General features: G+C 71.7%; 17 protein-coding genes. 9 read left to right on the forward strand and 8 right to left on the reverse strand.

Features of this window, described 5'->3' with window-relative positions; all coding sequences use genetic code 11:
• Positions 1-6: 6 nt before the first annotated feature.
• From ACOZ90_RS07325 to ACOZ90_RS07345, 5 genes are read left to right on the forward strand one after another with little or no spacing between them, the layout of a single operon-like run.
• Positions 7-498 (forward strand): phage holin family protein, encoded by a 492-nt coding sequence (locus ACOZ90_RS07325; protein WP_422892998.1) that lies wholly within the window; start codon positions 7-9, stop codon positions 496-498.
• A complete protein-coding gene (locus tag ACOZ90_RS07330; protein WP_422892999.1) occupies positions 495-986 on the forward strand; it encodes a protein sip-5 in 492 nt (163 codons plus the stop codon). Before ACOZ90_RS07325 ends, ACOZ90_RS07330 begins: the two co-directional genes overlap by 4 nt.
• Before the next feature lie 17 nt (positions 987-1,003).
• Entirely contained in the window at positions 1,004-2,095 is a 1,092-nt protein-coding gene (locus ACOZ90_RS07335; RefSeq protein ID WP_422893000.1) for an AI-2E family transporter, read from the forward strand.
• A gap of 47 nt (positions 2,096-2,142) precedes the next feature.
• Positions 2,143-2,856: an HAD family hydrolase gene (locus ACOZ90_RS07340; RefSeq protein ID WP_422893001.1), complete on the forward strand. Its 714-nt coding sequence runs from the start codon at positions 2,143-2,145 to the stop codon at positions 2,854-2,856.
• 3 nt (positions 2,857-2,859) lie between these two features.
• Positions 2,860-4,236: a leucyl aminopeptidase family protein gene (locus ACOZ90_RS07345; RefSeq protein ID WP_422893002.1), complete on the forward strand. Its 1,377-nt coding sequence runs from the start codon at positions 2,860-2,862 to the stop codon at positions 4,234-4,236.
• 27 nt (positions 4,237-4,263) lie between these two features.
• Here the strand turns inward: ACOZ90_RS07345 and ACOZ90_RS07350 are convergent, their stop codons facing one another.
• From ACOZ90_RS07350 to ACOZ90_RS07360, 3 genes are all read right to left on the reverse strand, one after another.
• Positions 4,264-4,974: a pirin family protein gene (locus ACOZ90_RS07350; protein WP_422893003.1), complete on the reverse strand. Its 711-nt coding sequence runs from the start codon at positions 4,972-4,974 to the stop codon at positions 4,264-4,266.
• A 91-nt stretch (positions 4,975-5,065) separates the two neighbouring features.
• Positions 5,066-5,665 (reverse strand): YceI family protein, encoded by a 600-nt coding sequence (locus ACOZ90_RS07355; RefSeq protein WP_422893004.1) that lies wholly within the window; start codon positions 5,663-5,665, stop codon positions 5,066-5,068.
• Positions 5,666-5,719: 54 nt separating this feature from the next.
• A complete protein-coding gene (locus tag ACOZ90_RS07360) occupies positions 5,720-6,307 on the reverse strand; it encodes a malonic semialdehyde reductase (protein ID WP_422893005.1) in 588 nt (195 codons plus the stop codon).
• 106 nt (positions 6,308-6,413) lie between these two features.
• Between ACOZ90_RS07360 and ACOZ90_RS07365 the strand changes: the two genes are divergently transcribed.
• Entirely contained in the window at positions 6,414-7,415 is a 1,002-nt protein-coding gene (locus ACOZ90_RS07365; RefSeq protein WP_422893006.1) for a mitochondrial fission ELM1 family protein, read from the forward strand.
• A 17-nt stretch (positions 7,416-7,432) separates the two neighbouring features.
• On the opposite strand, the gene ACOZ90_RS07370 is transcribed toward ACOZ90_RS07365, so the two are convergent.
• From ACOZ90_RS07370 to ACOZ90_RS07390, 5 genes are all read right to left on the reverse strand, one after another.
• On the reverse strand, positions 7,433-8,860 hold the full coding sequence (locus tag ACOZ90_RS07370; RefSeq protein ID WP_422893007.1) for an amidohydrolase family protein: 1,428 nt from the start codon (positions 8,858-8,860) through the stop codon (positions 7,433-7,435).
• Between the two features lie 83 nt (positions 8,861-8,943).
• Positions 8,944-9,507 (reverse strand): TlpA family protein disulfide reductase, encoded by a 564-nt coding sequence (locus ACOZ90_RS07375; protein ID WP_422893008.1) that lies wholly within the window; start codon positions 9,505-9,507, stop codon positions 8,944-8,946.
• A gap of 163 nt (positions 9,508-9,670) precedes the next feature.
• Complete coding sequence (glnE, locus tag ACOZ90_RS07380) at positions 9,671-12,508, reverse strand: bifunctional [glutamate--ammonia ligase]-adenylyl-L-tyrosine phosphorylase/[glutamate--ammonia-ligase] adenylyltransferase (RefSeq protein WP_422893009.1); 2,838 nt, start codon at positions 12,506-12,508, stop codon at positions 9,671-9,673.
• A 204-nt stretch (positions 12,509-12,712) separates the two neighbouring features.
• Positions 12,713-14,326, reverse strand: a complete 1,614-nt coding sequence (locus ACOZ90_RS07385) for a phytoene desaturase family protein (protein ID WP_422893010.1) — start codon at positions 14,324-14,326, stop codon at positions 12,713-12,715.
• 100 nt (positions 14,327-14,426) lie between these two features.
• Positions 14,427-15,539 carry a UDP-N-acetylglucosamine--N-acetylmuramyl-(pentapeptide) pyrophosphoryl-undecaprenol N-acetylglucosamine transferase gene (locus tag ACOZ90_RS07390; RefSeq protein ID WP_422893011.1) on the reverse strand — a complete coding sequence of 371 codons (1,113 nt, stop codon included), beginning with the start codon at positions 15,537-15,539 and terminating at the stop codon, positions 14,427-14,429.
• Positions 15,540-15,861: 322 nt separating this feature from the next.
• Here ACOZ90_RS07390 and ACOZ90_RS07395 point away from each other — a divergent pair, with 322 nt between their 5' ends.
• Genes ACOZ90_RS07395 through ACOZ90_RS07405 form a run of 3 tightly spaced genes read left to right on the forward strand, consistent with a single transcriptional unit; the run spans position 15,862 to position 23,314 of the window.
• The gene (locus ACOZ90_RS07395; protein ID WP_422893012.1) at positions 15,862-17,088 is read left to right on the forward strand and encodes an efflux RND transporter periplasmic adaptor subunit; all 1,227 of its coding nucleotides are present in this window, start codon (positions 15,862-15,864) and stop codon (positions 17,086-17,088) included.
• A complete protein-coding gene (locus ACOZ90_RS07400; protein ID WP_422893013.1) occupies positions 17,085-20,198 on the forward strand; it encodes a multidrug efflux RND transporter permease subunit in 3,114 nt (1,037 codons plus the stop codon). Before ACOZ90_RS07395 ends, ACOZ90_RS07400 begins: the two co-directional genes overlap by 4 nt.
• A complete protein-coding gene (locus ACOZ90_RS07405) occupies positions 20,198-23,314 on the forward strand; it encodes an efflux RND transporter permease subunit (RefSeq protein WP_422893014.1) in 3,117 nt (1,038 codons plus the stop codon). Before ACOZ90_RS07400 ends, ACOZ90_RS07405 begins: the two co-directional genes overlap by 1 nt.
• Positions 23,315-23,423: the final 109 nt, after the last annotated feature.

Below are 23,423 nucleotides of genomic sequence, written 5' to 3' on the forward strand. Positions count from 1 at the left end.
AGACCCGTGAACGACGAGCGTCCCGACAGCGCCGGCGAGGCCGGCGCCGATCAGGAGCCTGCCCCGCACCTGGATGAAAGCGTCCGCCGGGTGACGGCAGCCGGGCGCGAGACCCTGGGCGCCGGCCGCGACACCCTGCGCGCATTCCGGCGGCTGGTGCTGGCGGATCTGGAGCTCGCCCGCGGCGCGATCATCCGCGCATCGGCGTGGCTGGCCGTGGCCGTAGTGTTCGGCGTCTCCGCCTGGCTGCTGACGGTGGCGATGCTGGTCGCCGCGCTGCACGCGCTGGGCATGAGCTGGCTGGCCGCGATCGCGACCGCGGGGGTGATCTGCCTGGCCGCCACCGCCCTGGCCGGCTGGCGATGCATGGTCTACGTGGATCACGCCGGGCTCCAGGCCACCCGCCGCCAGCTGGCGCGGCTGGGCCTGCTCAAGGACGAGCCGGAGGACGAAGAAGACGCTTGTGAAGGCGCGCAGCCCGGGACGCCGGCGGCATGAGCTTTTCCCGGCTCAAACAGCGGGTCGAGCGCAGCGAGGCGCTGGTGGACGGGCGCATCCGCCAGGTCGGCGAGAGCCAGTCACGGCTGCGCCAGCAGTGGCGCGAAGCGTGGACGCCGCTGCGGATCGTGGTGGCCGGCCTGGCTACGGGTTTCGTCAGCGGCCGGGTAGGGCCGGAGAAGGCGATCGGAAGCATCGGCAAGGTGGCCGGGCCGGGCACGGTGCAGCTGCTCTCATCGGCCATCGGCCTGGTCGGCTCGCTGCAGGCGGCGTTCGCCGCCATGACCGCCAGGGAGGCGGCCGAAACCACGGACGACGCCGCACAGGCCGCCGAGCAGACGGCGGAGCAGGCCGCCAGCGCCGCCGCCGCGCACGCGGATCCGGCAGGCCCCGCAGCGGCGGCCGCGGAGCCGCCCCGCCGTCCTGACGAACGCTGGGACAGCCAGCCGTCGCCGGCCGAAGCGGCCACCGAACTGTCCGAACGCTGAGCAGCCGGCCACCGCACATGGGCACGCCGGCCACACCCGAGCCACCCCTTCCCGGCACCGTCCCCGAGCCCGAGCGGCCGCGCGCATCCGTGCCGGTACTGGTGCTGGCGACGCTGGCGGTGCTGTTCACCGCCTGGGCCGCGCGCGAGGTGCTGGTGCCGGTGCTGCTGGCGATGTTCCTGGCCCTGATCGCCAGCCCGCTGCTGCGCGGGATGCGCAGGCTCCACATTCCGCTGTTCGCCGGCGCCCTGCTGCTGCTGGTGGCAGGCGTGGTGCTGGCGGTCATGCTCGGCCGCCAGCTGGCCGCGCCGGCCGCCGAGTGGATGCAGCAGCTGCCCAGCGAGCTGCAGGTGCTCACGCCCAAGCTGCAGCAGATGACCGGCCCCATGCAGCAGGCCAGCGAGGCCGCCGCCACCGTCGCCCGCGTCGCCGACGGCGACGCCCAGCAGCTGGAAGTGGTGGCGGTGCGCGAGCGCGACCCCTGGGAGCGGCTGACCGCCACCCCGCGCATGCTGATGTCGGTGCTGGCCGTGGTGCTGCTGACGTTCTTCTTCATGGTCTACGGCGAACGCCTGCAGCGCCACGTCATCGCGATGGGCCCGAACCGCGACCAGAAGCGGCTGACCCTGGGAATCCTGCAGGAGGTCGAGCGCGAGGTCTCGCGCTACATCCTCACCATCACCGTGATCAACGCCCTGCTTGGCGCGGCGGTGGCCGGTGCGCTGTACCTGATCGGGCTGAGCCTGCCCAACGCGCTGCTGTGGGGCACCCTGGTGGCGCTGCTCAACTATGCGCCCTACGTGGGCGCGTTCATCGCCGCCACCGGCCTGCTGCTGATGGGGCTGATCGTCTGGGACGACCTGGGCCAGGCCCTGCTGCCGGTGGCCGCGTACATGATCCTGCAGGGCATCGAGGGCCAGCTGGTCACCCCGGTGGTGGTCGGCCAGCGCATGGCGCTCTCGCCGCTGCTGCTGGTACTGGCGCTGATGCTGTTCGGCTTCCTGTGGGGCTTCATCGGCCTGCTGCTGGCGGTGCCGCTGCTGGTCTGCGCCAAGATCGTGCTGTCGCGGATCGAGGGCATGGAGCGCTGGGCGCGGCTGCTGGAATGATCCGTTGCGGGGGCAAACGCCCGCGGGGCGTTGCGTAGAATGGATCCATGCATTTCCCCGTGCGCGCCATCACCCTGGATCTGGACGACACCGTGTGGCCGTTCGCGCCCATCGGCGAGCGGATCGAGCAGGCGCTGGATAACTGGCTGCGCGAACACTGCCCGCGCACCGCGAAGCGCTTCCCGATCCCGGCCATGCGCAGGCTGCGCACGCAGGTTTACGAGCAGAACACCCACCTCGCCCATGACATGTCCGCGCTGCGCCGGCTGTGCATCGAACGCGCGCTGCGCGAGGCCGACGACGATACCGCCCACGTGGACGCGGCCTACGAGGCGTTCTTCGCCGCGCGCAACGACGTGGAGTGCTATCCGGACAGCGTCGCCGCGCTGGAACGCATCGCAGCACGGGTGCCCATCGCCGCGCTGACCAACGGCAACGCCGACCTGGGCCGGATCGGGCTGCGGCGGCACTTCGTGTTCCAGCTGGGCTCCGGCGAGCACGGCAAGGCCAAGCCCTCGCCCTGCATCTTCCACGCCGCCTGCGACCGCCTGGGCTGCGACCACGGCCTGGTGCTGCACGTGGGCGACCACATCGAATCCGATGTCGCCGGCGCCGCACGCGCGGGCCTGAGAAGCTGCTGGATCAACCGGGACGGCCGCCGGTGGCGGCACGGCCACATCACCCCGGATCTGGAGTTCGACAGCCTGGCCGGACTGGCCGACTGGATCGACGCCGGGCCCGCACACGAAAAGGAGCGTTGACGCATGACCCTTCCCCCAGGACTGATCGCCGCCGACAAGGCCGGCGCCGCCCGCCCGCTGCATCTGCTCGACCGCGACACCCTGCCCGGCTGGCTGGAGCAGCAGGACGACCAGGTGCGGCAGTGGGTGCAGGCCCATGCCTTCGACGCCGCGCCGGCCTCGTGGCTGACCCTGCCGCGGCAGGGCGAGGCCGAGCCGGGCGCGATCCTCGGGCTGGGCGATCGCCACGACCCGTTCTCCTACGCGCACGCGCCGTTCGCACTGCCCGCGGGCGCCTGGCAGCCGGCCCAGGCGCCGGATGCGGAAGCCGCCGCCGCGCTGGCGCTGGGATGGGGCATCGGCAGCTACCGCTTCGACCGCTACAGGAAAGCGCCGCGCGCGCCCGCGCAGCTGGCGATCGATGCCGACGAGGACACCGTGGCGCTGATCGAGGCCTGCCGCCGCGTGCGCGACCTGGTCAACACGCCGACCCAGGACATGGGGCCGGACGAGCTGGAAGCTGCGGCGCGCGGGCTGGCCGAAACCCACGGCGGCCAGCTGGAAAGCATCGCCGGCGACGAGCTGCTCAGGCAGAACTTCCCCGCCATCCACGCCGTCGGCCGCGCCTCGCACCGCGCCCCGCGGCTGCTGCACCTGACCTGGGGCAAGGACTCCGACCCGCTGCTGGCGCTGGTCGGCAAGGGCGTGTGCTTCGACACCGGCGGCCTGGACATCAAGCCGGCCGACGGCATGCGCAACATGAAGAAGGACATGGGCGGCGCCGCGCACGCGCTGGCGCTGGCCGGGCTGGTAATGGCGCGCGGCCTGCCGGTGCGCCTGTCGGTGCTGGTGCCGGCGGTGGAGAATGCGATCGGGCCGGACGCCTTCCGCCCGGGCGAAGTGGTCGCCACCCGCAAGGGCGTGAGCGTGGAGATCGACAACACCGACGCCGAGGGCCGGGTGGTGCTGGGCGACGCGCTCGCCTATGCCGGCGAATCCTCGCCCGACCTGCTGATCGACTTCGCCACCCTCACCGGCGCCGCCCGGATCGCGCTGGGCCCGGATCTGCCCGCGCTGTACAGCAACGACGACGCGGTGGCCGAGGCCTGGCTGAAGGCCGGCATGGATCACCGCGACCCGGTGTGGCGGATGCCGTTGTGGCGGCCGTACCTGCGCTACCTCACCAGCCGCGTGGCCGACATCGCCAACGCCGGCTCGCGCATGGCCGGCTCGGTCACCGCGGCGCTGTACCTGGAGCGCTTCGTGCCCGAGGGCACCGCCTGGGCCCACCTGGACGTGTTCGCCTGGAACGACAGCGAGCGCCCCGGCCGCCCCATCGGGGGAGAGGCGCAGGGGCTGCGCGCAGCCTGGGCGATGCTCAAGGCGCGGTACGGAAACTGACGCGGCCCCACAAGGCGATGTCGCGGGTCAGGCGGGAAGGTCAAAAAGAAGGATGTCGGCCAGCGTATCGCCGGAGCCGGTGATGCGCAGCTCGCCGGTTTCGTCGACGTAGCCGATCGCGTCACCGGCCACCAGGCGGCGGTCGCCGGCGCTGGCTTCGCCCTGGACCACCTGCAGCCAGTAGCGCCGTGCAGGGTCGAGCGGGCGGGCGATCGATTCGCCCGCCCCGAGCTGCACGCCGAGAAGGCGCGCATCCTGGCGGATCGCCAGGCTGCCCTCGGCCCCGTCCGGCGAGGCCAGCAGGCCCCACTTGCCGCGGCGCGCGGCCGGCGCGAAGGCCTTCTGTGCATAGTCCGGCTGGGCGTTGAGGCGATCGGGCTGGATCCAGATCTGCAGGAAGTGCACTGGCTCGGAATCGGAATGGTTGTATTCGCTGTGCTCGATGCCGTGGCCGGCGCTCATCCACTGCAGCTCGCCCGGGCGCAGCACGCCTTCGTTGCCGCCGCTGTCGCGGTGCGCCAGGCCGCCGGAGATCACGTAGCTGATGATCTCCATGTTGGCGTGGCCGTGCGGGGCGAAGCCGCCGCCGGGCGCCACGCGGTCTTCGTTGATCACGCGCAGCGGCCCCCAGCCCATCCACTGCGGGTCATGGTAATGGCCGAAGGAAAAGCTGTGGCGGCCGTCGAGCCAGCCGGTGCGGACATGGCCGCGCTCGGCGGCTGGACGGAAGGTTTTCATGCTGGGGATAACGGTTGCAGGAGCGCCAGTCGCATGAGCGCGCCATGCGCGCTCCTGCGCGAACGCGGCGGCCGGCTGGATCAGCCCTCGATCAGCCTTCGTCGCCGCTGGCGACGGGGGCCTCGGTGGTGATGTGCAGTTCGATCTCGTCGGCCACGTTCGGCACGTACAGGCCCAGGCCGAAGTCACTGCGCTTGATCGTGGTTTCGGCGTCGAAGCCCGCGGTCTGCTTGCCCGTCGCCGGATGCTCGCCGATCAGGTTGATGTCCGCCTCCAGCACCACCTCCTTCGTGATGCCCTTGATGGTCAGCTCGCCGGTGATCTTCAGCTCGTCGTCGCCGTCGGCTTCCACCGAAGTGCTGCGGAAGGTGGCTTCGGGGAACTGCGCGGCGTCGAAGAAGTCGTCGCTGAGCAGATGGTCGTTGAACGCCTGCACGTTGGATTCAACGCCCGACAGCGGCAGGGTCACCTGGACGCTGGAGGCGGACACGTTGTCGGCGTCGTAGACGATGGTGCCGTCGATGTCGCCAAACAGGATCACCGGGTTGGAAAACCCGAAGTGGTTCCACTTGGCGGCCACGGTGGTGTGGGCGGGATCCATGGTGTAGGTGACCGGCGCGGCGATGGCGCCGGTGGTAAAAACGGACAGGGCGGCGGCAAGCGCCAGGGTGCGGAAGTTGCGGTGCTTCATGGGGGATCTCCTGAAAGGACTGGGTGCGTTGGGGGACCGGCCGGACGGCCGTGGTCACTCGATGCGGCAGGCCTCGCCGAAGGACAGCCTGGGCGAACGATCGAAGATGCTGGCCGGATCGCCCTTGCCCAGGTTGACCAGGAAGTTGGAGCGGATGGACGTGCCCTTGAAGAAGGCCTCGTCCACCTTCGCCGCGTCGAAACCGGTCATGGGGCCGGTATCCAGGCCGAGCGCGCGCGCGGCGATGATCAGGTACGCGCCCTGCAGGGTGCCGTTGCGGAAGGCGTGCTCGCGCCGGCCCTCCTGCGGGCCGTCGAACCACGCCTTGGCATCGGTGTGGGGGAACAGGTACGGCAGCTTCTCGTGGAACTCCAGGTCGTGGCCGACGATCACCGTCACCGGCGCCTCCATGGTCTTGGCCCGGTTGCCCTCGTCCAGCGCCGGTTCCAGCCGCGCCTTGGCCTCGGGCGAGCGCACGAACACGAAGCGCGCCGGCGACTGGTTGGCGCTGGTCGGGCCCCACTTGAGCAGCTCGTAGAGCCGGTGGATGGTGGCGTCGTCGATCTCGCCGCTGAACCGGTTGTAGGTGCGGGCGGTGCGGAAAAGCTGGTCGAACGCTGCGTCGGTCAAGGCCTGGCTCATCTTGGAAGTGTCTCCCCGGGGTCGGATGCCGCATGTGAACAGGGCTCCAGTGTAGAGTTCACCGGTCGATTCAGGGACATGCTGCCCGGAACGTAAGGTCGTACATATGGAACAATCGACCATAAAACACTCATTAGAGCCCAATACCGCAACGGCCTGGACACTCACCGACGGCCACGCCGGCAACCTCCGCCAGGCCCTCTCGCTGGCCGGCGCGCTGGGCCTGGAATCGGCCCGCAACTGGTCCCTGGCCCCGCGGCCTCCATGGCGCTGGGCGGCACCGCGCCGCCTGCCGGGTGCCGGGATCGCGTTCGGACCCGAATTCACCGCGGCGCTGCGCGAAGCGCCTCCCGCCCTGGCCATCGGCTGCGGTCGGCAGGCCGCGCTGGCCACGCGCCTGCTGCGCGAGGCCGGTGCAAAGGCGGTGCAGATCCTGGACCCGCGCATCGACCCGGCGCACTGGAATCTGGTGGTCGCCCCCGAACACGACGGCCTGGCCGGGCCCAACGTGATTACCCTGCTGGGCAGCCTCAACCCCGTCGATGACGCCTGGCTGGCGCGCGCGCGCACCGACTTTCCAGCGCTGGCGATGCTGCCGCGGCCGCGCATTGCGCTGCTGCTGGGCGGCAGCAGCCGGCACGCGCGCTTCGACCGGGCGGCGTTCGACCGGATGGCCGCGATCGTGTCCGGGGTGCTGGCCGGCGGCGGCAGCGTGCTGGCCACGGCATCGCGGCGGACGGATCCCGGCGTCGCCGCGGCGCTGCGGGCGCGCATGGACGACGGCTCCGGCGACGGCTGGCAGGGCGTGGCCTGGCTGGGCGCCGAGGACGGCCCCAACCCCTACCCCGGCCTGCTGGCCTGGGCCGACCGCATCGTGTGCACGCCCGATTCGGTGAACATGGTGTCCGAGGCCTGCGCCACCTGGGCGCCGGTATTCGTGTTCGAGCCCACGGGCACCCGCGGGCGCCCGCGCCGGTTCCTCGACGCGCTGGTGGCGCGCGGCCGGATCCGCCCGGCGGACGCGACGCTGGCGCCGTTCGAATCCCACCCGCTGCACGAAACCGCCCGCGTCGCCGCCGAAGTCAGGGAGCGCCTGGCCCCAGGATAGGATCGCGCCAGGCGCTTCTACAGATTGGCCTGGGCGATCGTTTCCAGGCGGGCCTGGATGTCGGCTTCGGGCAGCCACCGGCCGCGCACCATCACCCCGGCGCGGCGCTGCACGTTGGCGACGTCGTCAAGCGGGTTCGCCTCAAGCAGGATCAGGTCCGCGCGCCGGCCGGGCTCCACGGTGCCGAACGCCTCGGGCGTGCCGAAATAGCGCGCCGGCTCGCGGGTGCCGGTGGCCAGCACCTCGTAGGGCGTCAGGCCGCTGGCCACCATCATCTCCATCTCGTGGTGGATCGAGAAACCCGGAACGTTGAAGAACTGCGGCGCATCCGAGCCCAGGGCGATCGGCGCGCCGGCGGCATGCAGCGCGCGGGTCAGTCCCCGGCGCAGCTCCACCAGCGCCCGCGCGGCCGCGGGCTGGAAATCGTCGCGCGCCTGGAACCGGCGCTTGGATTCCACCCAGCCGTCGCGCACCCGCTGCGGCATGTAGCGCATCTCCGGCCAGGCGATCATCTCTTCGGCCGGCACGTCCGAGGCCAGGTGCTCGACCAGGCTCAGGGTCGGCACGTTCCAGGTGCCCGCCGCCAGGGTGCGCTCGATCGCCTCGGGGATGCGCCCGCGGTCGACCAGGTGCACCCAGCCACTGCCGAAGAAGCCGGGGTCGCGGCCCTCGGTGCCGGCATCGTCCGGCACCAGGAACTCGGCGTAACGGTCGTAGTGGTCGATCGAGGTCTGGCGCGCGTCCAGCGCCGCCACCAGGCCGACATCGGCCGGAATATGCCCGCCGAACGGCATGCCGGTTTCATGCGCCGTCTGCGCCATTGCCTCGTACGAGGCCAGGTCGACGGTGCCCAGCTTGATCAGGTCGAAGCCCTGCGCCTGGTAGTCGCGCACCGCCTGCGCCGCGGCTTCGGGCGTGCCCGCGCTGTCCGGCGTCAGCCACGGGCTGGCCGCGAACAGCGTCGGGCCCACCAGCCCGCCCGACTCGATCCGCGCGCGCAGCGCCAGGTGCGACGCGTGCCCGGCCATGTTGCGCACCGTGGTCACGCCATTGGAGACATACAGGAACAGCGTGTCCTCGGCGTACTGCGGATCATCCGGCCCCGGCACGTGACCATGCATTTCCGCCAGGCCGGGCATCAGCCAGCGGCCGTCGCCGTCGATGCGCTGCGCGCCTTCCGGCACCTGCGAATCGTCCGCGGCAACAGAGGTGATGCGGCCGTCCTGCACCACCACGGTGTGATTCTCCAGCACCCGCTCGCTGTCCATCGGCACCACGTTCACGCCGACGAAGGCGATCGCGTCCGGATCGGGCGCGACTGTGGGACTGGCCGGTTCCGCCATGGCATCGCCGCTGCCGCACCCCGCCAGCATCAGGCCCAGCGCGACCGCGCACAGCAGGAACCACGTGCGCCGCGGCGCATTGCGGGACGGGATCGCGGGCATGGTGTTTCCTCCGGTCGGGATCGCGCGGCGGGCGGGGCCGCGCCCCGACCCTAACCAATCGGCCCGCCCATGCACAGACCTCCTCAGCCCCCGCCGGCGCCCACTGCCTGCGCCGCGGGCGCGGCGACATCCGGGCCGGGTTCGGCCAGCAGCTCGTTCACCACGTCCACCAGCTCGGGCAGCATGTCGTCCGAATAGCCCGACTGCGTGTAGGCCAGCTCGCCGTGCTTGTCGATGACGAACAGCCGCGGCACCGCACTCACGCCGTAGGCATCGGAGATCGCCCCATCCGCGTCGTGGGTCCACGTCACCGGCGAGTTCTTGAGGTCGCGCCGGACCGCACGGTAGTCACGGGCGGACTCCTTGAAATTGACCAGGATGACCTCGAGCCGGTCGCGGCCTACGCGCGTCTGGAAGGTATCGAGCATGGGAAACTGCCTGCGGCAATACCCGCACCACGACGCCCAGAAGCTCACCATCACCACCTTGCCGCGGCGGTCGCTGATCCGCACCTCTTCCCCGTCCGGCGTCTTGCCCAGATAGTCGGGCGGGGCCATGCCGAAATCGGGCGCGGCACTGGCGGCCGCGGCCAGCGCAAACGCCAACGCTCCGACCACCCATCGCGTGGCGTGTCCTGTCCACTTCATTTCCTTCCCCCTGCAGCGCGACCGTGCGCCAATGGCAGGGCGACGTTACACCATCGGTGCCTGGAGCAGCGGCAGCCGGGTAACGCCCGGTCGCTGTTGCTGCTGGACCAGGCATCCGTCTGTTGAAAGCCGTGGAAAGGGCGGCTTTTGCCTTGAGCCGCTTCTAGGCCGGTGCGTCAGGTGAGCCTGGCGGCTCCGGGATCCACCCCAGCCCGTTGGCCTTCGCCGCGGCGCGGATCGCGGCGCGGGCGGCCTGCAGGCCCTCGCTGTCAGGGACCAGGCGCGAGCGGCGGTCCAGGCTGCAGCCCAGGGCCAGGCTGGCGAGGGTGGCGTGGGCCTCGCGCAGGGCCTCGACGGTGGCCGGTTCAAGCATGCCGGCAGCCCCTGCGGCTTCCAGCAGCGCCGGCGTCGCGCGCGGCTCCAGCAACCGGGGATGCGCGTGTGACTCGCGCAGCACCAGGTACTGGAGCAGGAACTCCAGGTCGGTCAGGCCGCCCTCACCGTGCTTGAGATCGAAGCGGCCTGCGGCGCCGCGGTCCAGCTCGGCGCGCATCCTGCGGCGCATGTCGACGATGTCCTTGCGCAGCGCGGCAGGATCCCGCCGGCGCCCCAGCGCGCGGGCGCGGACCTGCTCGAAGTCGGCGCACAGACTGTCGTCACCGGCCACGCAGCGCGCGCGCACCAGCGCCTGGTGCTCCCAAGTCCAGGCGCGCTCGCGCTGGTATTCGTCGTAGCTGGCCAGCGAGGAAACCAGCAGGCCGCTGGCGCCGTCCGGCCGCAGGCGCACGTCCACCTCGTACAGGCGCCCGGGGCCGGTCACGGTGCCCAGCAGCGACACCACCTTCTGCGCCAGCCGCGCGAACCAGCGCGGCGCATCCAGCGGGCGGCCGCCATTGGACTGGGCATCGGCGGGCGCGTCGTAGAGGAACACCAGGTCCAGGTCCGAGCCCACGCTCAGCTCCTCGCCGCCAAGGCTGCCGTAACCCAGCACCGCGAAGCGGGCACCGGCGATGCCCCCGCGGCTGCTGAACAGGTCGCGGCGGGCCAGTTCCACCACCACCTCCACCACCGCATCGGCCAGCCACGCAAGCTGTCGCGACCCGTCGCGCGCGGGCAGGCGGCCGTCCAGCACCGCCAGGCCGATGCGGAAGCTCAGCGCCTGGCGGGTCTCGTTGAGGACGAACAGGGCCTGCTCCAGGTCTTCGTGGCGCAGCGCGGGCGCGCAGGCCCGAGCGAACAGCGCCCGGTCCGGCAGCGGCCCCTCGGCGCGGGCGTCGAGCAGTTCGTCCAGCAGCAGCGGATGCGCTGCCACGCGCTCGGCCAGGAACGCGCTGCGGGTGACCAGGTCGATCAGCCGCTCCAGCGCACTGGGCTGCTCGTCGAGCAGGGCCAGGTAGGCGCTGCGGCGCAGGATGTTGTGCACCAGCGCCAGAAGCCGCCGCACCGCTTCCAGCGGCCGGTCGGCCGGGGCACTGGCCTGCAGCAGCAAGGGCATCACCCGGTCCAGCCTTGCGCGCGTGGCGTCCGACAGGTCGCGCACGCTGGGCGAGCGGGCGAAGTCACGCAGCGCGGCGTCCACCGCTGGCGCATCGCCGAACCCGGCCGCGGTCAGGACCTGGGCATCACCGCCGTCGGGCAGCGCGCGCCAGTAACCGCTGACGTCGCTGTCGACGGCCGGTTTGTCGCTGCGCTGGGCCAGCAGGGCCTCGAACTCGCGTGCCACCCGCGCGCGGTGCGCCTGCAGTTCGCCGGCCAGCGCGTCCCAGTCGCCGTATCCGAGTCCACCCGCGATCCGCAGCCGGTCCAGCGGCTCAGCGGGCACGGCGTGCACCTGCGCATCGCGCAGCATCTGCAGCCGGTTCTCCAGCCGGCGCAGGAAGCGGTAGGCCGCGCAAAGCTCGCGGGCGCTGTCGTCGGGAATGTGGCGCGCTTCGGCCAGGGCGGCCAGCGCCGGCTGCAGCCGCGGCTCGCGCAGCGCAGGCTCGCGGCCGCCGCGGATCAGCTGCAGCACCTGGGCCAGGAACTCGATTTCGCGGATCCCGCCCGGCCCGCGCTTGACGTCGTCGGCCAGCTCCCTGCGCGCCACCTCGGCGGCGATCGAGGCCTTCATCGTCCGCAGGCCGTCGAAGGCGCCGTAATCCAGGTAGCGCCGGTACACGAACGGCTGCAGCTGGCGCAGGAAGCCGCGACCGGCTTCGACGTCACCCGCCACCGGGCGCGCCTTCTGCCAGGCGTAGCGCTCCCAGTCCCGGCCCTCGGTCTGGAAGTAGTGCTCCAGGGCGGTGAAGCTCAGCGCCACCCGCCCGGCGCCGCCGAACGGGCGCAGGCGCAGATCCACCCGGTGGCAGAAGCCGTCGGCGGTGACCTCGTCCAGCAGCTTCGCCAGCGCCTGGCCCAGGCGCGCGAAGTACTGCTCGGCGGCCAGCGGGCGCGCGCCGTCGCTTTCGCCCGCGCTCGCGTAGGCGTAGACGAGATCCACGTCGGAGCTGAAGTTCAGCTCCTGCCCGCCGAGCTTGCCCAGCGCGAACACCACCAGCCGCACCTGCCCGCCTCCAGCGTCGCGGACCACGCCGTGGCGGCGTGCGAACTCCTGCTCCAGCGCGTCATGCGCCAGCTGCAGGCAGCTGTCGGCCAGGCGGGTGCTGCCGGCCAGGGTGCCGTCGATGTCGTCCAGGCCCAGCACGTCGCGCCAGACCAGGCGGGTTGATTCGGCGGTGCGATGGAGGCGCAGCAGTCGCTGCCAGTCGTCCCGGTTGCCTGCATCGAGCACCGGTGGAGGCGGCGGCCCGGCACCGTCATCTCCCAGCAGGGCGGCCGCCAGCGCGGGCTGACGCTCGAGGGTGTCGATGGCGAAGTCGCTGGCGATGGCCACCTGGCTCACCCGCCCGGCGTTGCCGGGCGCATCAAGCAACCCGGCCTGGTCGCCCAGCGCCAGGCGCAGGCGTTCCAGCGCGCGTCCGGCAAGGGCGTCCAGGCGGGAACCGGGGTCTTCATCGTTCATGCAGCGCATTGTGGCACCGCGCTGCGGGCTGGCGACCGCGGGCCGTACGGCGCTGGAAGCGAAATAAAAAAAGCCCGCTGCCGGAATCCGGTAGCGGGCTTTTGCTCCCTCCCCCACGTCGGGTGCAGGGAGACTGTGAACGAAGTGTTATGCGACTTGCACGCTGCAGTGCAAAACGATACTGGCGGGTTCACTAACGATCTGCTACTCCGGACGCGGCCCGCGCCGCAGGTCACGCAGGATCTCGCGCGCTGCATTGCGCCCCGGCAGGCCGGTGACGCCGCCGCCCGGATGGGTGCCCGAGCCGCACAGGTACAGGCCGCCCAGCGCGCCGCGGTAGCTGCCCTGCCCCAGCAGCGGCCGCGCCGAGAACAGCTGGTCCAGGCCGAGCGCGCCGTGGAAGATATCGCCGCCCACCAGGCCGAACCGGCGCTCCAGATCCAGCGGCGAGAGCGCCTCATAGCCGAGCACGCTGGCGGCGAAGTTCGGCGCGACCGCGTCGACGGTGTCGATCATCAGCTTCGCCACCGCGTCCCGGTGCGCGTCCCAGCCGCCGTCGACCTGCGGGTGCACGTGCTGGCAGAACAGGCTGGCCACGTGCTGCCCCGCGGGCGCCAGCGTGTCGTCCAGGGTGGAGGAGATCACCAGTTCCACCACCGGCGCGCGCGCCCAGCCCGGGTTGTGCTCCTTCGATTTCGCGTCGAAATACGCCTGCTCGAAATGGCGCAGCGAATGCCCCACCAGGATCCCGCTCTGGTGGTGCGGCTGCAGCGCGGTGCCGGGCGCGGCGGTGAAGTCCGGCAGCCCGGACAGCGCCACGTTCATGCGGAAGGTGCCCGAGCCGCAGCGGTAGCGTTCGATCCGCTGCGCGGTGTCCTCGTCCAGGTGCGCGCGTTCGACCAGCTGGGTGTACAGCAGCTTCGGGTTGAGGTTGGAGACCACGGTCTTCGCGCGCAGCTCGCGGCCGTCCTCCAGCGCCACGCCCACCGCGCGGCCGCCTTCCACCAGCACCCGCGCCACCGGCGCTGCGGTCTGGATGGACACGCCGCGCGCGGCGCATTCCTCCTGCATCGCCGCGGTGATCGCGCCCATGCCGCCGATGGCGTGGCCCCAGGCGCCGGCCTTGCCGTTGACCTCGCCGAACACGTGGTGCAGCAGCACGTAGGCCGAGCCGGGCGTGTACGGGCTGGCGAAGTTGCCGACGATCGAGTCCCAGCCCAGCGCCGCCTTCAGCGGTTCGGATTCGAACCAGTCATCGAGCAGCTCGCCCGCCGACTTGGTGAACAGATCCAGCAGGTCGCGCCGCCCGCGCATGTCCAGCCGGCGCAGGCGCCGGGCCACGCCGGCCGAGGCCAGCCAGTCGGCCAGCACGAAGCCGTCGGACACGTTCGGCGGCGTGAGCAGCATCAGTTCGCGCAGCACCGCGACCACCCGCTCGAGCATGGCGAAGTAGTCCGGCAGCCGCTGCGCATCGCGCGCCGACCACTTCGCCACTTCCGCCTGCGTGTGCTCGCCGCCCAGGCGGAACGCGCGCCCGTCCGGCAGCGGCAGGAAGTTGGCGAACGGGCGCTCGACCACGCGCAGGCCGTGCTCGGCCAGGCGCAGGTCGGCGATCACCTTCGGATTGAGCAGGCTCACCGTGTAGCTGGCCACCGAGTTGCGGAAGCCGGGATGGAATTCCTCCGTCACCGCCGCGCCGCCGGCGATCTCGCGCCGCTCCAGCACCCGCACCTTCAGCCCCGCACCTGCCAGGTAGGCGGCGCAGACCAGGCCGTTGTGGCCGCCGCCGATGATCAGTACCTCGTCCTGTCGGGACATCCGCGATCCGGGTGAACGATGAACCACCGATTGCGCCGCAAATCCACGGCCACTGCAAGCACCCGCCCCAAGGCCACAGAAGCGCGCCATGCGCGCGCTCCTACCGGAGGAGGTGTTCCACGGCGTCGGCGAGGAGGGAGGCGGCGTCGGGCTTGCCCAGGGCGGCGGCGGCGCGCGCGGCGTCGGGCAGGGCCGTTGGCGAGGCGAACAGTTCCGACAGCCGGGCGCCGAGCGCCTGCGGCGTCAGCTCCGGCTCGGGCACGCACCAGCCCACCCCGGCGTCGGCCAGGGTCTGGGCATTGCGCCGCTGCTCGTCACGCGAGCCGCCGTGCGGGATCGGCACGAAGATCGCCGGCCGCCCCACCACCAGCAGGTCGGCCGCGGTGGTGGCACCGGCGCGGGCGATCAGCAGGTGCGCATCGCGCAGGCGCTCGCCCATGTCGTCGAAGAACGGGCGCACGTCGGCCTCGATCCCGGCCTCGCCCAGGCGCGCGGCGATCGCGCCGGCATCCTCGCCCTTGTACTGCAGCGACACCTGCAGCCGCCCGCGCACGCCCTCGTCCAGCGCCAGCAGCGCCGGCGGCACCACCCGGCCGAACACCGCCGCGCTCTGGCTGCCGCCCACAACCAGCAGCCGCAGCGGCCGGTCTTCGCCGAACGGCGGATAGCCGCCGCGCGCGTCCAGGATCGTGCGCCGCACCGGGTTGCCGGTCTCCCACACCTTGGCCGGGTCGAAGCCCTCCAGCCCGGCCACCTGCGGGAACGACGTCGCCACGCCGTCCGCCAGCCGCAGCAGCCGGCGGTTGGCCATGCTCATCCGGGTCGCCTGTTCGTGCAGCAGCAGCGGCAGGCCCAGCGACCTGGCCGCCAGCGCCGGGGCAAAGCTGGGATAGCCGCCGAAGCCGACCATCAGCACCGCGCCGCGCCGGCGCAGGTCGGCGCGCGCCCGCGACGCCGCCCGGCCAATCGTCAGCGCGGCCTTGAGCTTGCCCGCGATCCCGCCGGCCAGCGAGCGCGCCGGCAGCACCACGTGTTCGATCCCCTCCAGTGCCGCGGTGTAGGCCGCGCCGCGGCGCTCGGTGTGGATCACCACCGGATGGCCGCGCGCCATCAGCTCGCGCGCCAACGCCTCGGCCGGGAACAGGTGCCCGCCGGTGCCGCCGGCGGCCAGGGCGATCGTGCCGCGCGCGCGGCCTGTGCTTGAACCGGACATCGCCGCTCGCATGCAGGGGGGGATCGCGACTATAGCCACGCGCGCGGCGGGCCGAAACCGGCGCCAGGCGAGCACGCCTCGGGGAACCATACGCCGCCGCAGCGGTCGAACCTGCCCATTGCGTACGCCCGGAACGGGCGCCTGGCCCCGCCCCGGGCATGACTTTCCGGCCAAGGGGGTTGTCACCCGCGGCCTGTAAAATCACCGGTCGCATCAACCTGTTGCACGCCCCTCCCTCCCCCCCTCCGGATCGGGCCGGCACCACGACGGCCCCACCGGCCACGGCCGCGCCCGGGGATCGGCACCACCCCACGGACACTCCATGAAGCCAGCCTCCCGCCGCACCAAGACCATCCTGATCGTGATTGCCGCGCTGGCCGCGGTGCTGCTGCTCTGGCGCGGCTGCGCGGGCGGGGAAGACGCCGCGCCGCCGCCGGCCGGCGGCGGCGGGTGGGGCGCGTTCGGCCCCGGCGGCAACCGGCCGCCCACCCCGGTGCGCGTGGCCGCGGCCGAACGCGCGCCGCTGGCGGTGCAGCTGCGGGCGCTGGGCACGGTGACCCCGCTGCACCAGGTCACGGTGCGCTCGCGGGTGGACGGCGAGCTGCTGCGGGTGGAGTTCGAAGAAGGCCAGCGGGTGGCCGAAGGCGAGCTGCTGGCCCAGATCGACCCGGCGCCCTACCGCATCCGCCTGGCCGAGGCCGAGGGCCAGCAGCGCCAGAACCTGGCCGAACTGGAGAACACCCGCATCCAGCTGCGCCGCTTCCGCGACCTGGCCCAAAGCGACTTCGTCGCCGCCCAGGACGTGTCGGACCTGGAGGCCCGCGTGCGCCAGCTCGAGGCGCGCCGCGAAATCGACCAGGCCGCCGTCGACGAGGCCCGGCTGCAGCTGGGCTACACCCGCATCACCGCGCCGGTGGCCGGCCGCGTGGGCCTGCGCCAGGTGGACGCCGGCAACCTGGTGCGCAGCGGCGACGCCGAGGGCATCGTCACCATCACCCAGACCCGGCCGATCAGCGCCCTGTTCTCCATTCCGGAAACCGCGGTGCCCTCGCTGATCCAGGCCATGCGCCGCAGCGACGACCTGCCGGTGGAGGCCTGGGATCGCGAGGAGCGCCGGCTGCTGGCCACCGGCACCCTGTCCAGCGTGGACAACCGCATCGACACCCAGACCGGCACCCTGCGCCTGCGCGCGCTGTTCGAGGACGACCGCCTGTTCCCCAACCAGTCGGTCAACATCCGGCTGCAGCTGGGCAACGCGGAAACCCTGTCGATCCCCGACGCCGCCGTGCAGTTCGGCAGCCAGGGCACCTATGTCTACGTGATCGACGCCGAGGACACCGCGCACGTGCGCAGCGTGGCGCTGGGCGCCTCCAGCGACGGCCGGATCGAAGTGCTCGAGGGCCTGGAGGCAGGTGACCGGGTGGTGCTGGAAGGCATCGACCGGCTGCGCGACGGTGCCAAGGTGGAAGTGGTGGACGCCAGCGGCCAGCCCGTCGAGGAGGCCGGTGAAGATCAGGCCGCCGACAGCGGAACCGGCGCCGGCGCATGAACCTGTCCCGCCCCTTCATCCTGCGCCCGGTAGCGACCACGCTGCTGATGCTGGCGCTGCTGTTGTCGGGCATCTTCGCCTACCGGCTGCTGCCGGTGGCGGCGCTGCCGCAGGTCGACTACCCCACCATCCAGGTGCTGACCTTCTACCCCGGCGCCAGCCCTTCGGTGACCACCAGCGCGGTCACCGCGCCGCTGGAACGCCACCTGGGCCAGATCCCCGGTCTCAACCAGATGTCGTCCACCAGCTCGGGCGGCGCCTCGGTGATCACCCTGCAGTTCTCGCTGGAAGTGGACCTTGGGGTGGCCGAACAGGAAGTGCAGGCGGCGATCAACGGCGCCAGCAACCTGCTGCCCGGCGACCTGCCGATGCCGCCGGTATACCGCAAGGTCAATCCGGCCGACACCCCGATCCTGACCCTGGCGGTGACCTCGCCGACCCTGCCACTGCCGGAGGTCTACGACCTGGTCGACACCCGCATGGCACAGCGCCTGTCGCAGCTGCCCGGCGTGGGCCTGGTGAGCCTGGCCGGCGGCCAGCGCCCGGCGGTGCGGGTGGAGGTGAACCCCAACGCGCTGGCCGCGGCCGGCCTGGGCATGGGCGACATCCGCGCCGCGATCTCGGCGGCCAACGTCAACATGCCCAAGGGCAGCTTCGACGGCCCGACCCGGGCGATCATGCTCGACGCCAACGACCAGATGCGTTCTGCCCAGGAGTACCGCGACCTGGTGATCGCCTGGCGCGGCGGCGCGCCGCTGCGGCTGGGCGACCTGGCCGAAGTGGACCAGGGCCCGGAGAACCGCCAGCTGGCGGCGTGGTCGGGCGAGACCCCGGCGATCCTGATCAACATCCAGCGCCAGTCCGGCGCCAACGTGATCGAGGTGGTGGACGCGGTGCACGCGCTGCTGCCGCGGCTGCAGGCGGCGATGCCGACCGCCGTGGACGTGACCGTGCTCAGCGACCGCACCGAGTCCATCCGCGCCTCGATCAAGGGCGTGCAGCACGAGCTGCTGCTGGCGATCGGACTGGTGGTGCTGGTGACCTTCGTGTTCCTGCGCACCATCCCGGCCACCATCATCCCCAGCCTGGCGGTGCCGCTGTCGCTGGTGGCCACCTTCGGCTTCATGCTGATGGCCGGCTACTCGCTCAACAACCTGACCCTGATGGCGCTGACCATCGCCACCGGCTTCGTGGTCGACGACGCGATCGTGATGCTGGAGAACGTGGCCCGGCACCTGGAGGAGGGCAAGTCGAAGCTGCAGGCGGCGCTGGACGGGGCGAAACAGATCGGCTTCACCCTGATCTCGCTGACGGTGTCGCTGATCGCGGTGCTGATCCCGCTGCTGTTCATGGGCGACGTGGTGGGCCGACTGTTCCACGAGTTCGCAATGACGCTTGCGGTGGCGATCGCGATCTCGCTGGTGGTCTCGCTGACCCTTACGCCGATGCTGTGCGCGCGCTTCCTCAAGCCGGGGCGCGACCATGGCATCGCCACCGGGGATGACAAGGCCAGCGGCGCCGAGGGCGACATGTTCGACCGCGTGATCGTGCTGTACGACCGCGCCCTGCACTGGACCCTGGCCCGCCAGCCGCTGATGCTCGGCATCGTGGTCGCCACCCTGGCGCTGACCGCGCTGATGTACGTGATGGTGCCCAAGGGGTTCTTCCCCTCGCAGGACGCCGGCTTGATCCAGGGCATCAGCGAGGCGCCGGCGCAGGTGTCGTTCCAGGCCATGGCCGAGCGCCAGCAGGCGCTGGCCACGGCGATCCTGGAGGACCAGGACGTGGCCTCGCTGTCGTCCTTCATCGGCGTGGACGGCACCAACCCCACCCTCAACACCGGCCGCCTGCTGATCGAGCTCAAGCCGCATGCCGAACGTGACCAGGGCGCGCACGCGATCATCGCCCGCCTGCAGCAGCGCGCGACGCAGGTGCAGGGGATCGAGCTGTTCATGCAGCCGGTGCAGGAACTGTCGATCGAGGACCGCGTGAGCCGCGGCCAGTACCAGTTCGCGCTGACCAGCCCGGACAGCGCGCAGCTGGCCCTGTGGACCGACCGCCTGATCGAAAACCTCCGCGAAGCACCGGCGCTGGCCGACGTGGCCGGCGACCTCCAGGACCGCGGACTGCAGGCGTGGGTGGACATCGACCGCGACGCCGCCGCGCGCCTGGGCATCCAGGTCTCGGACGTGGCCAATGCCCTGTACGACGCCTTCGGCCAGCGCCAGATCTCCACCATCTTCACCCACGCCAACCAGTACCGGGTGGTGCTGGAAGTGGACGGGCGCTTCCAGCTCGGGCCCGACGCCATCGGGCGCATCCACGTGGCGACCTCGGACGGCCGGCAGACGCCGCTGTCCGGCATCGCCCGGGTCGAGACCCGCGCCGCGCCGCTGATGGTCAGCCACATCGGCCAGTTCCCGGCGGCGACAGTGTCGTTCAACCTCGCGCCGGGCGCCTCGCTGGGCGAGGCGGTCGACCAGATCGAGGCCGCGCGCGCCGCGATCGAACTGCCCGCGGCGGTCGAACTGCGGCTGCAGGGCGCGGCGCAGGCATTCCGCAACTCGCTGTCCAGCACCCTGTGGCTGATCCTGGCCGCGGTGCTGGTGATGTACATCGTGCTGGGCGTGCTCTACGAGAGCTTCATCCATCCGATCACCATCCTCTCCACCCTGCCCTCGGCCACGGTGGGCGCGCTGGCCGCGCTGCTGCTCACCGGCCGCAGCCTGGACATGATCGCGGTGATCGGCATCATCCTGCTGATCGGGCTGGTCAAGAAGAACGGCATCATGATGGTGGACTTCGCGCTGGAGGCCGAGCGCGAACAGGGCATGAAGCCCCGCCAGGCCATCCACCAGGCGGCGCTGCTGCGCTTCCGGCCGATCCTGATGACCACCCTGGCCGCGCTGTTCGCGGCGATCCCGATGATGCTGGCCTCCGGCTCGGGCGCCGAGCTGCGCCAGCCGCTGGGCCTGGTGATGGTGGGCGGGCTGCTGGTCAGCCAGGTGCTGACGCTGTTCACCACGCCGGTGATCTACCTGTTCTTCGACCGCCTGTTCCACCGCCGCCGGCAGGCCGGGGCGACGGCTGAAGCGGAACCGGCGCGCTGATGGAACCGGAGCGGCTCAACCTCTCGCGGCCGTTCATCGAGCGGCCGGTGGCCACCGTGCTGCTGGCGGTGGCGGTGGTACTGGCGGGCATCCTCGCCTACCGGATGCTGCCGGTCGCGCCGCTGCCGCAGGTGGACTACCCGGCGATCCAGGTCTCCGCCAGCATGCCCGGCGCCAGCCCCGAGTCGATGGCCGCCACCGTGGCCACCCCGCTGGAGCGCGCGCTGGGCACCATCCCCGGCGTCACCCGCATCACCTCCTCCAACAGCCAGGGCTCGACCCGGATCAACCTGCAGTTCTCGCTCGACCGCAACGTCGACGAGGCCGCGCGCGAGGTGCAGGCGGCCATCAACTCCGCGCGCGCGCAGCTGCCCTCCGGCATGCCGGGGATGCCGCAGTACCGCAAGATCAATCCCTCCCAGGCGCCGATCATGTCGCTGGCGCTGAGCTCGGAGACGCTCTCGCCCGGCGAGCTGTACGACGTGGGCTCGACCATCCTGGCCCAGAAGATCGCCCAGATCCCGGGCGTGGGCCAGGTGGAGGCCGGCGGCGCCTCGCTGCCGGCGGTGCGGGTCTCGCTCAACCCTTCGGCACTCAACCAGTACGGCATCGCCCTGGACGAGGTGGCCGGCGCGATCCGCAACGCCAACGCCCTGCGCCCGCTCGGCCACGTGGCCACCGACGCGCGCCAGTGGCAGGTGGAAGCCAACCTGCAGCTGCGCGCCGCCGAGGAGTACCGCGACCTGATCGTGGCCTGGCGCAACGGCCGCCCGGTGCACCTGCGCGACGTGGCCCAGGTGGCCGAAGGCACCGAGAACCGCTACGCCGCGGGCTTCCACAACGACCGCGACGCGGTGCTGCTGGTGGTCAGCCGCCAGCCCAACGCCAACATCATCGAGACCGTGGACGCGATCCACGCGCAGATGGATCACCTGCGCGCGCTGCTGCCGGCCGGCGTGGACATGGAAGTGGTGATGGATCGCTCGCCGGTGATCCGCGCCACCCTGGGCGAGGCCGAAACGACCCTGCTCCTGGCGGTGGCGCTGGTGGTGCTGGTGGTGCTGGCGTTCCTGGGCAGCTGGCGCGCGGCGCTGGTGCCGACGCTGGCGATCCCGGTCTCGCTGTTCGGCGCGCTGGCGATCATCTGGCTGCTGGGCTTCTCGCTCAACACCATGTCGCTGATGGCGCTGATCGTGGCCGCGGTGCTGGTGGTGGACGATGCGATCGTGGTGCTGGAGAACATCGCCCGCCATATCGACGACGGGCTGTCGCCGTGGAAGGCGGCGATGCGCGGCGCCGGCGAGGTCGGCGCCACGCTGCTGTCGATGAACCTCGCCCTGGCGGTGGTGTTCGTGTCGATCCTGTTCCTGGACGATTTCGTCGAGCGCCTGTTCCGCGAGTTCTCGCTGACCCTGGTGGCGGCGATGGGCATCTCGCTGCTGGTATCGCTGAGCCTGACCCCGACCCTGTCCGCGCGGCTGCTCGGGCGCAAGGATCCCGATCGCATCGTCACTCCCTGGCAGCGCCTGGGCGGGATGGCGTTCGACGGCCTGCGCGGCGGCTACCTGCGCTCGCTGGGCGGGGTGGTGCGGCACGTGCCGCTGGCGCTGCTGGCCCTGGCCGCCGCCATCGCCCTGAGCGTGTGGCTGTCGGGCCAGGTGCCGCGCGGCACTGTGCCGCAGCAGGACACCGGCCAGCTGCGCGGCTTTGCCCGCGGCGACGACGGCCTCTCCTTCCAGGTCATGCAGCCCAAGATCGACGCCTACCGCCAGCTGCTGATGGCCGACCCGGCAATCGAGCATATCTCCGGCTACATCGGCGGCAACAGCGGCGTGAACAACGCCTTCATCATGATCCAGATGAAGCCGCTGGAAGAGCGCGGCGTGTCCAGCCGCGAGGTGATCGACCGCCTGCGCATGCAGATGCCGTCCATCCCGGGCGGGCGCATGGGGCTGTGGGTGGACCAGGACATCCGCATCGGCGGCGGCGGTGGCGGCGGCGACGAGGAGACCTACCGCCTCGACCTGATGTCCGGCGACATCGCCCCGCTGCGCCAGTGGACGCCGCGCATCGGAGACGCGCTGGAGGCGCTGCCGGAGCTGGTGGACGTGGACGCGCGCGGCGACGAGGGCAGCCGCCAGGTGGTGCTGGACATCGACCGCACCACCGCCGCGCAGCTGGGCGTGGACATGCGCACCGTGGCCACCGTGCTCAACAACTCCTTCAGCCAGCGCCAGGTGGCAACGCTGTACGACAGCCTCAACCAGTACCGGGTGGTGATGGAACTGGATCCGCGCCATACCCAGTCGCCCGACACCCTGGAGCAGGTGTACGCGATCGGCGAGGGCGGCCGGCGGGTGCCGCTTTCGGCGTTCGCCAGCTGGTCGTACGGGATGGCGCCCGACCGCATCCAGCACCGCCAGCAGTTCGTCGCCACGCGGGTGAATTTCGCCCTCGCGCCGGGCGTGTCGCTGGGCGAGGGCGTGGAGGCGATCGACCGCGCGATGGCCGGGATCATGCTGCCCAACGAGGTGCAGGCCAGGCTGAGCGAGGACGCCAGCAGCCTGCAGGACATGGGCCAGCGCCAGCTGTGGCTGATCCTGGGCGCGGTGCTGGCGGTGTACCTGGTGCTGGGCGTGCTCTACGAGAGCTTCGTCCTGCCGCTGGCGATCCTGTCGATCCTGCCCTCGGCCGGCGTGGGCGCGCTGCTGGCGCTGATGCTGTTCGACACCGATCTGGATCTGATTTCACTGCTGGGCCTGTTCCTGCTGGTGGGCGTGGTGATGAAGAACACCATCCTGATGGTCGACTTCGCCCTGGCCGCGCAGCGCGAGCGCGGGATGACGCCGGAGGCGGCGATCCTGGAGTCGGCGCGCCTGCGCTTCCGTCCCATCGTGATGACCAGCCTGGCCGCGCTGCTGGGCATGCTGCCGCTGATGCTGGCCACCGGCGAGGGCTGGGAAATGCGCCGGCCGCTGGGCATCGCCATCGTCGGCGGCCTGCTGGTCAGCCAGGTGCTCACGCTCTACACCACGCCGGCGATCTACCTGGCGCTGGCGCGGCTGCGGGCGCGGTTCGTGCGCGAGCCTGCGGCGGCGACCACCACCGCGGGATAGCGCGCACCGGGTTCGGCCAGCGCCCATTCACCTTGTTTGCAGGCGCGCGACCGATTGCGCGCACCGCGTCCGGCTGCTAGCGTCGCCCCGGGAAGAGGGGGAAGCCAGG

The sequence above is a fragment of the Luteimonas dalianensis genome, assembly GCF_049339425.1.
Classification (GTDB): Bacteria; Pseudomonadota; Gammaproteobacteria; order Xanthomonadales; family Xanthomonadaceae; genus Luteimonas; species Luteimonas dalianensis.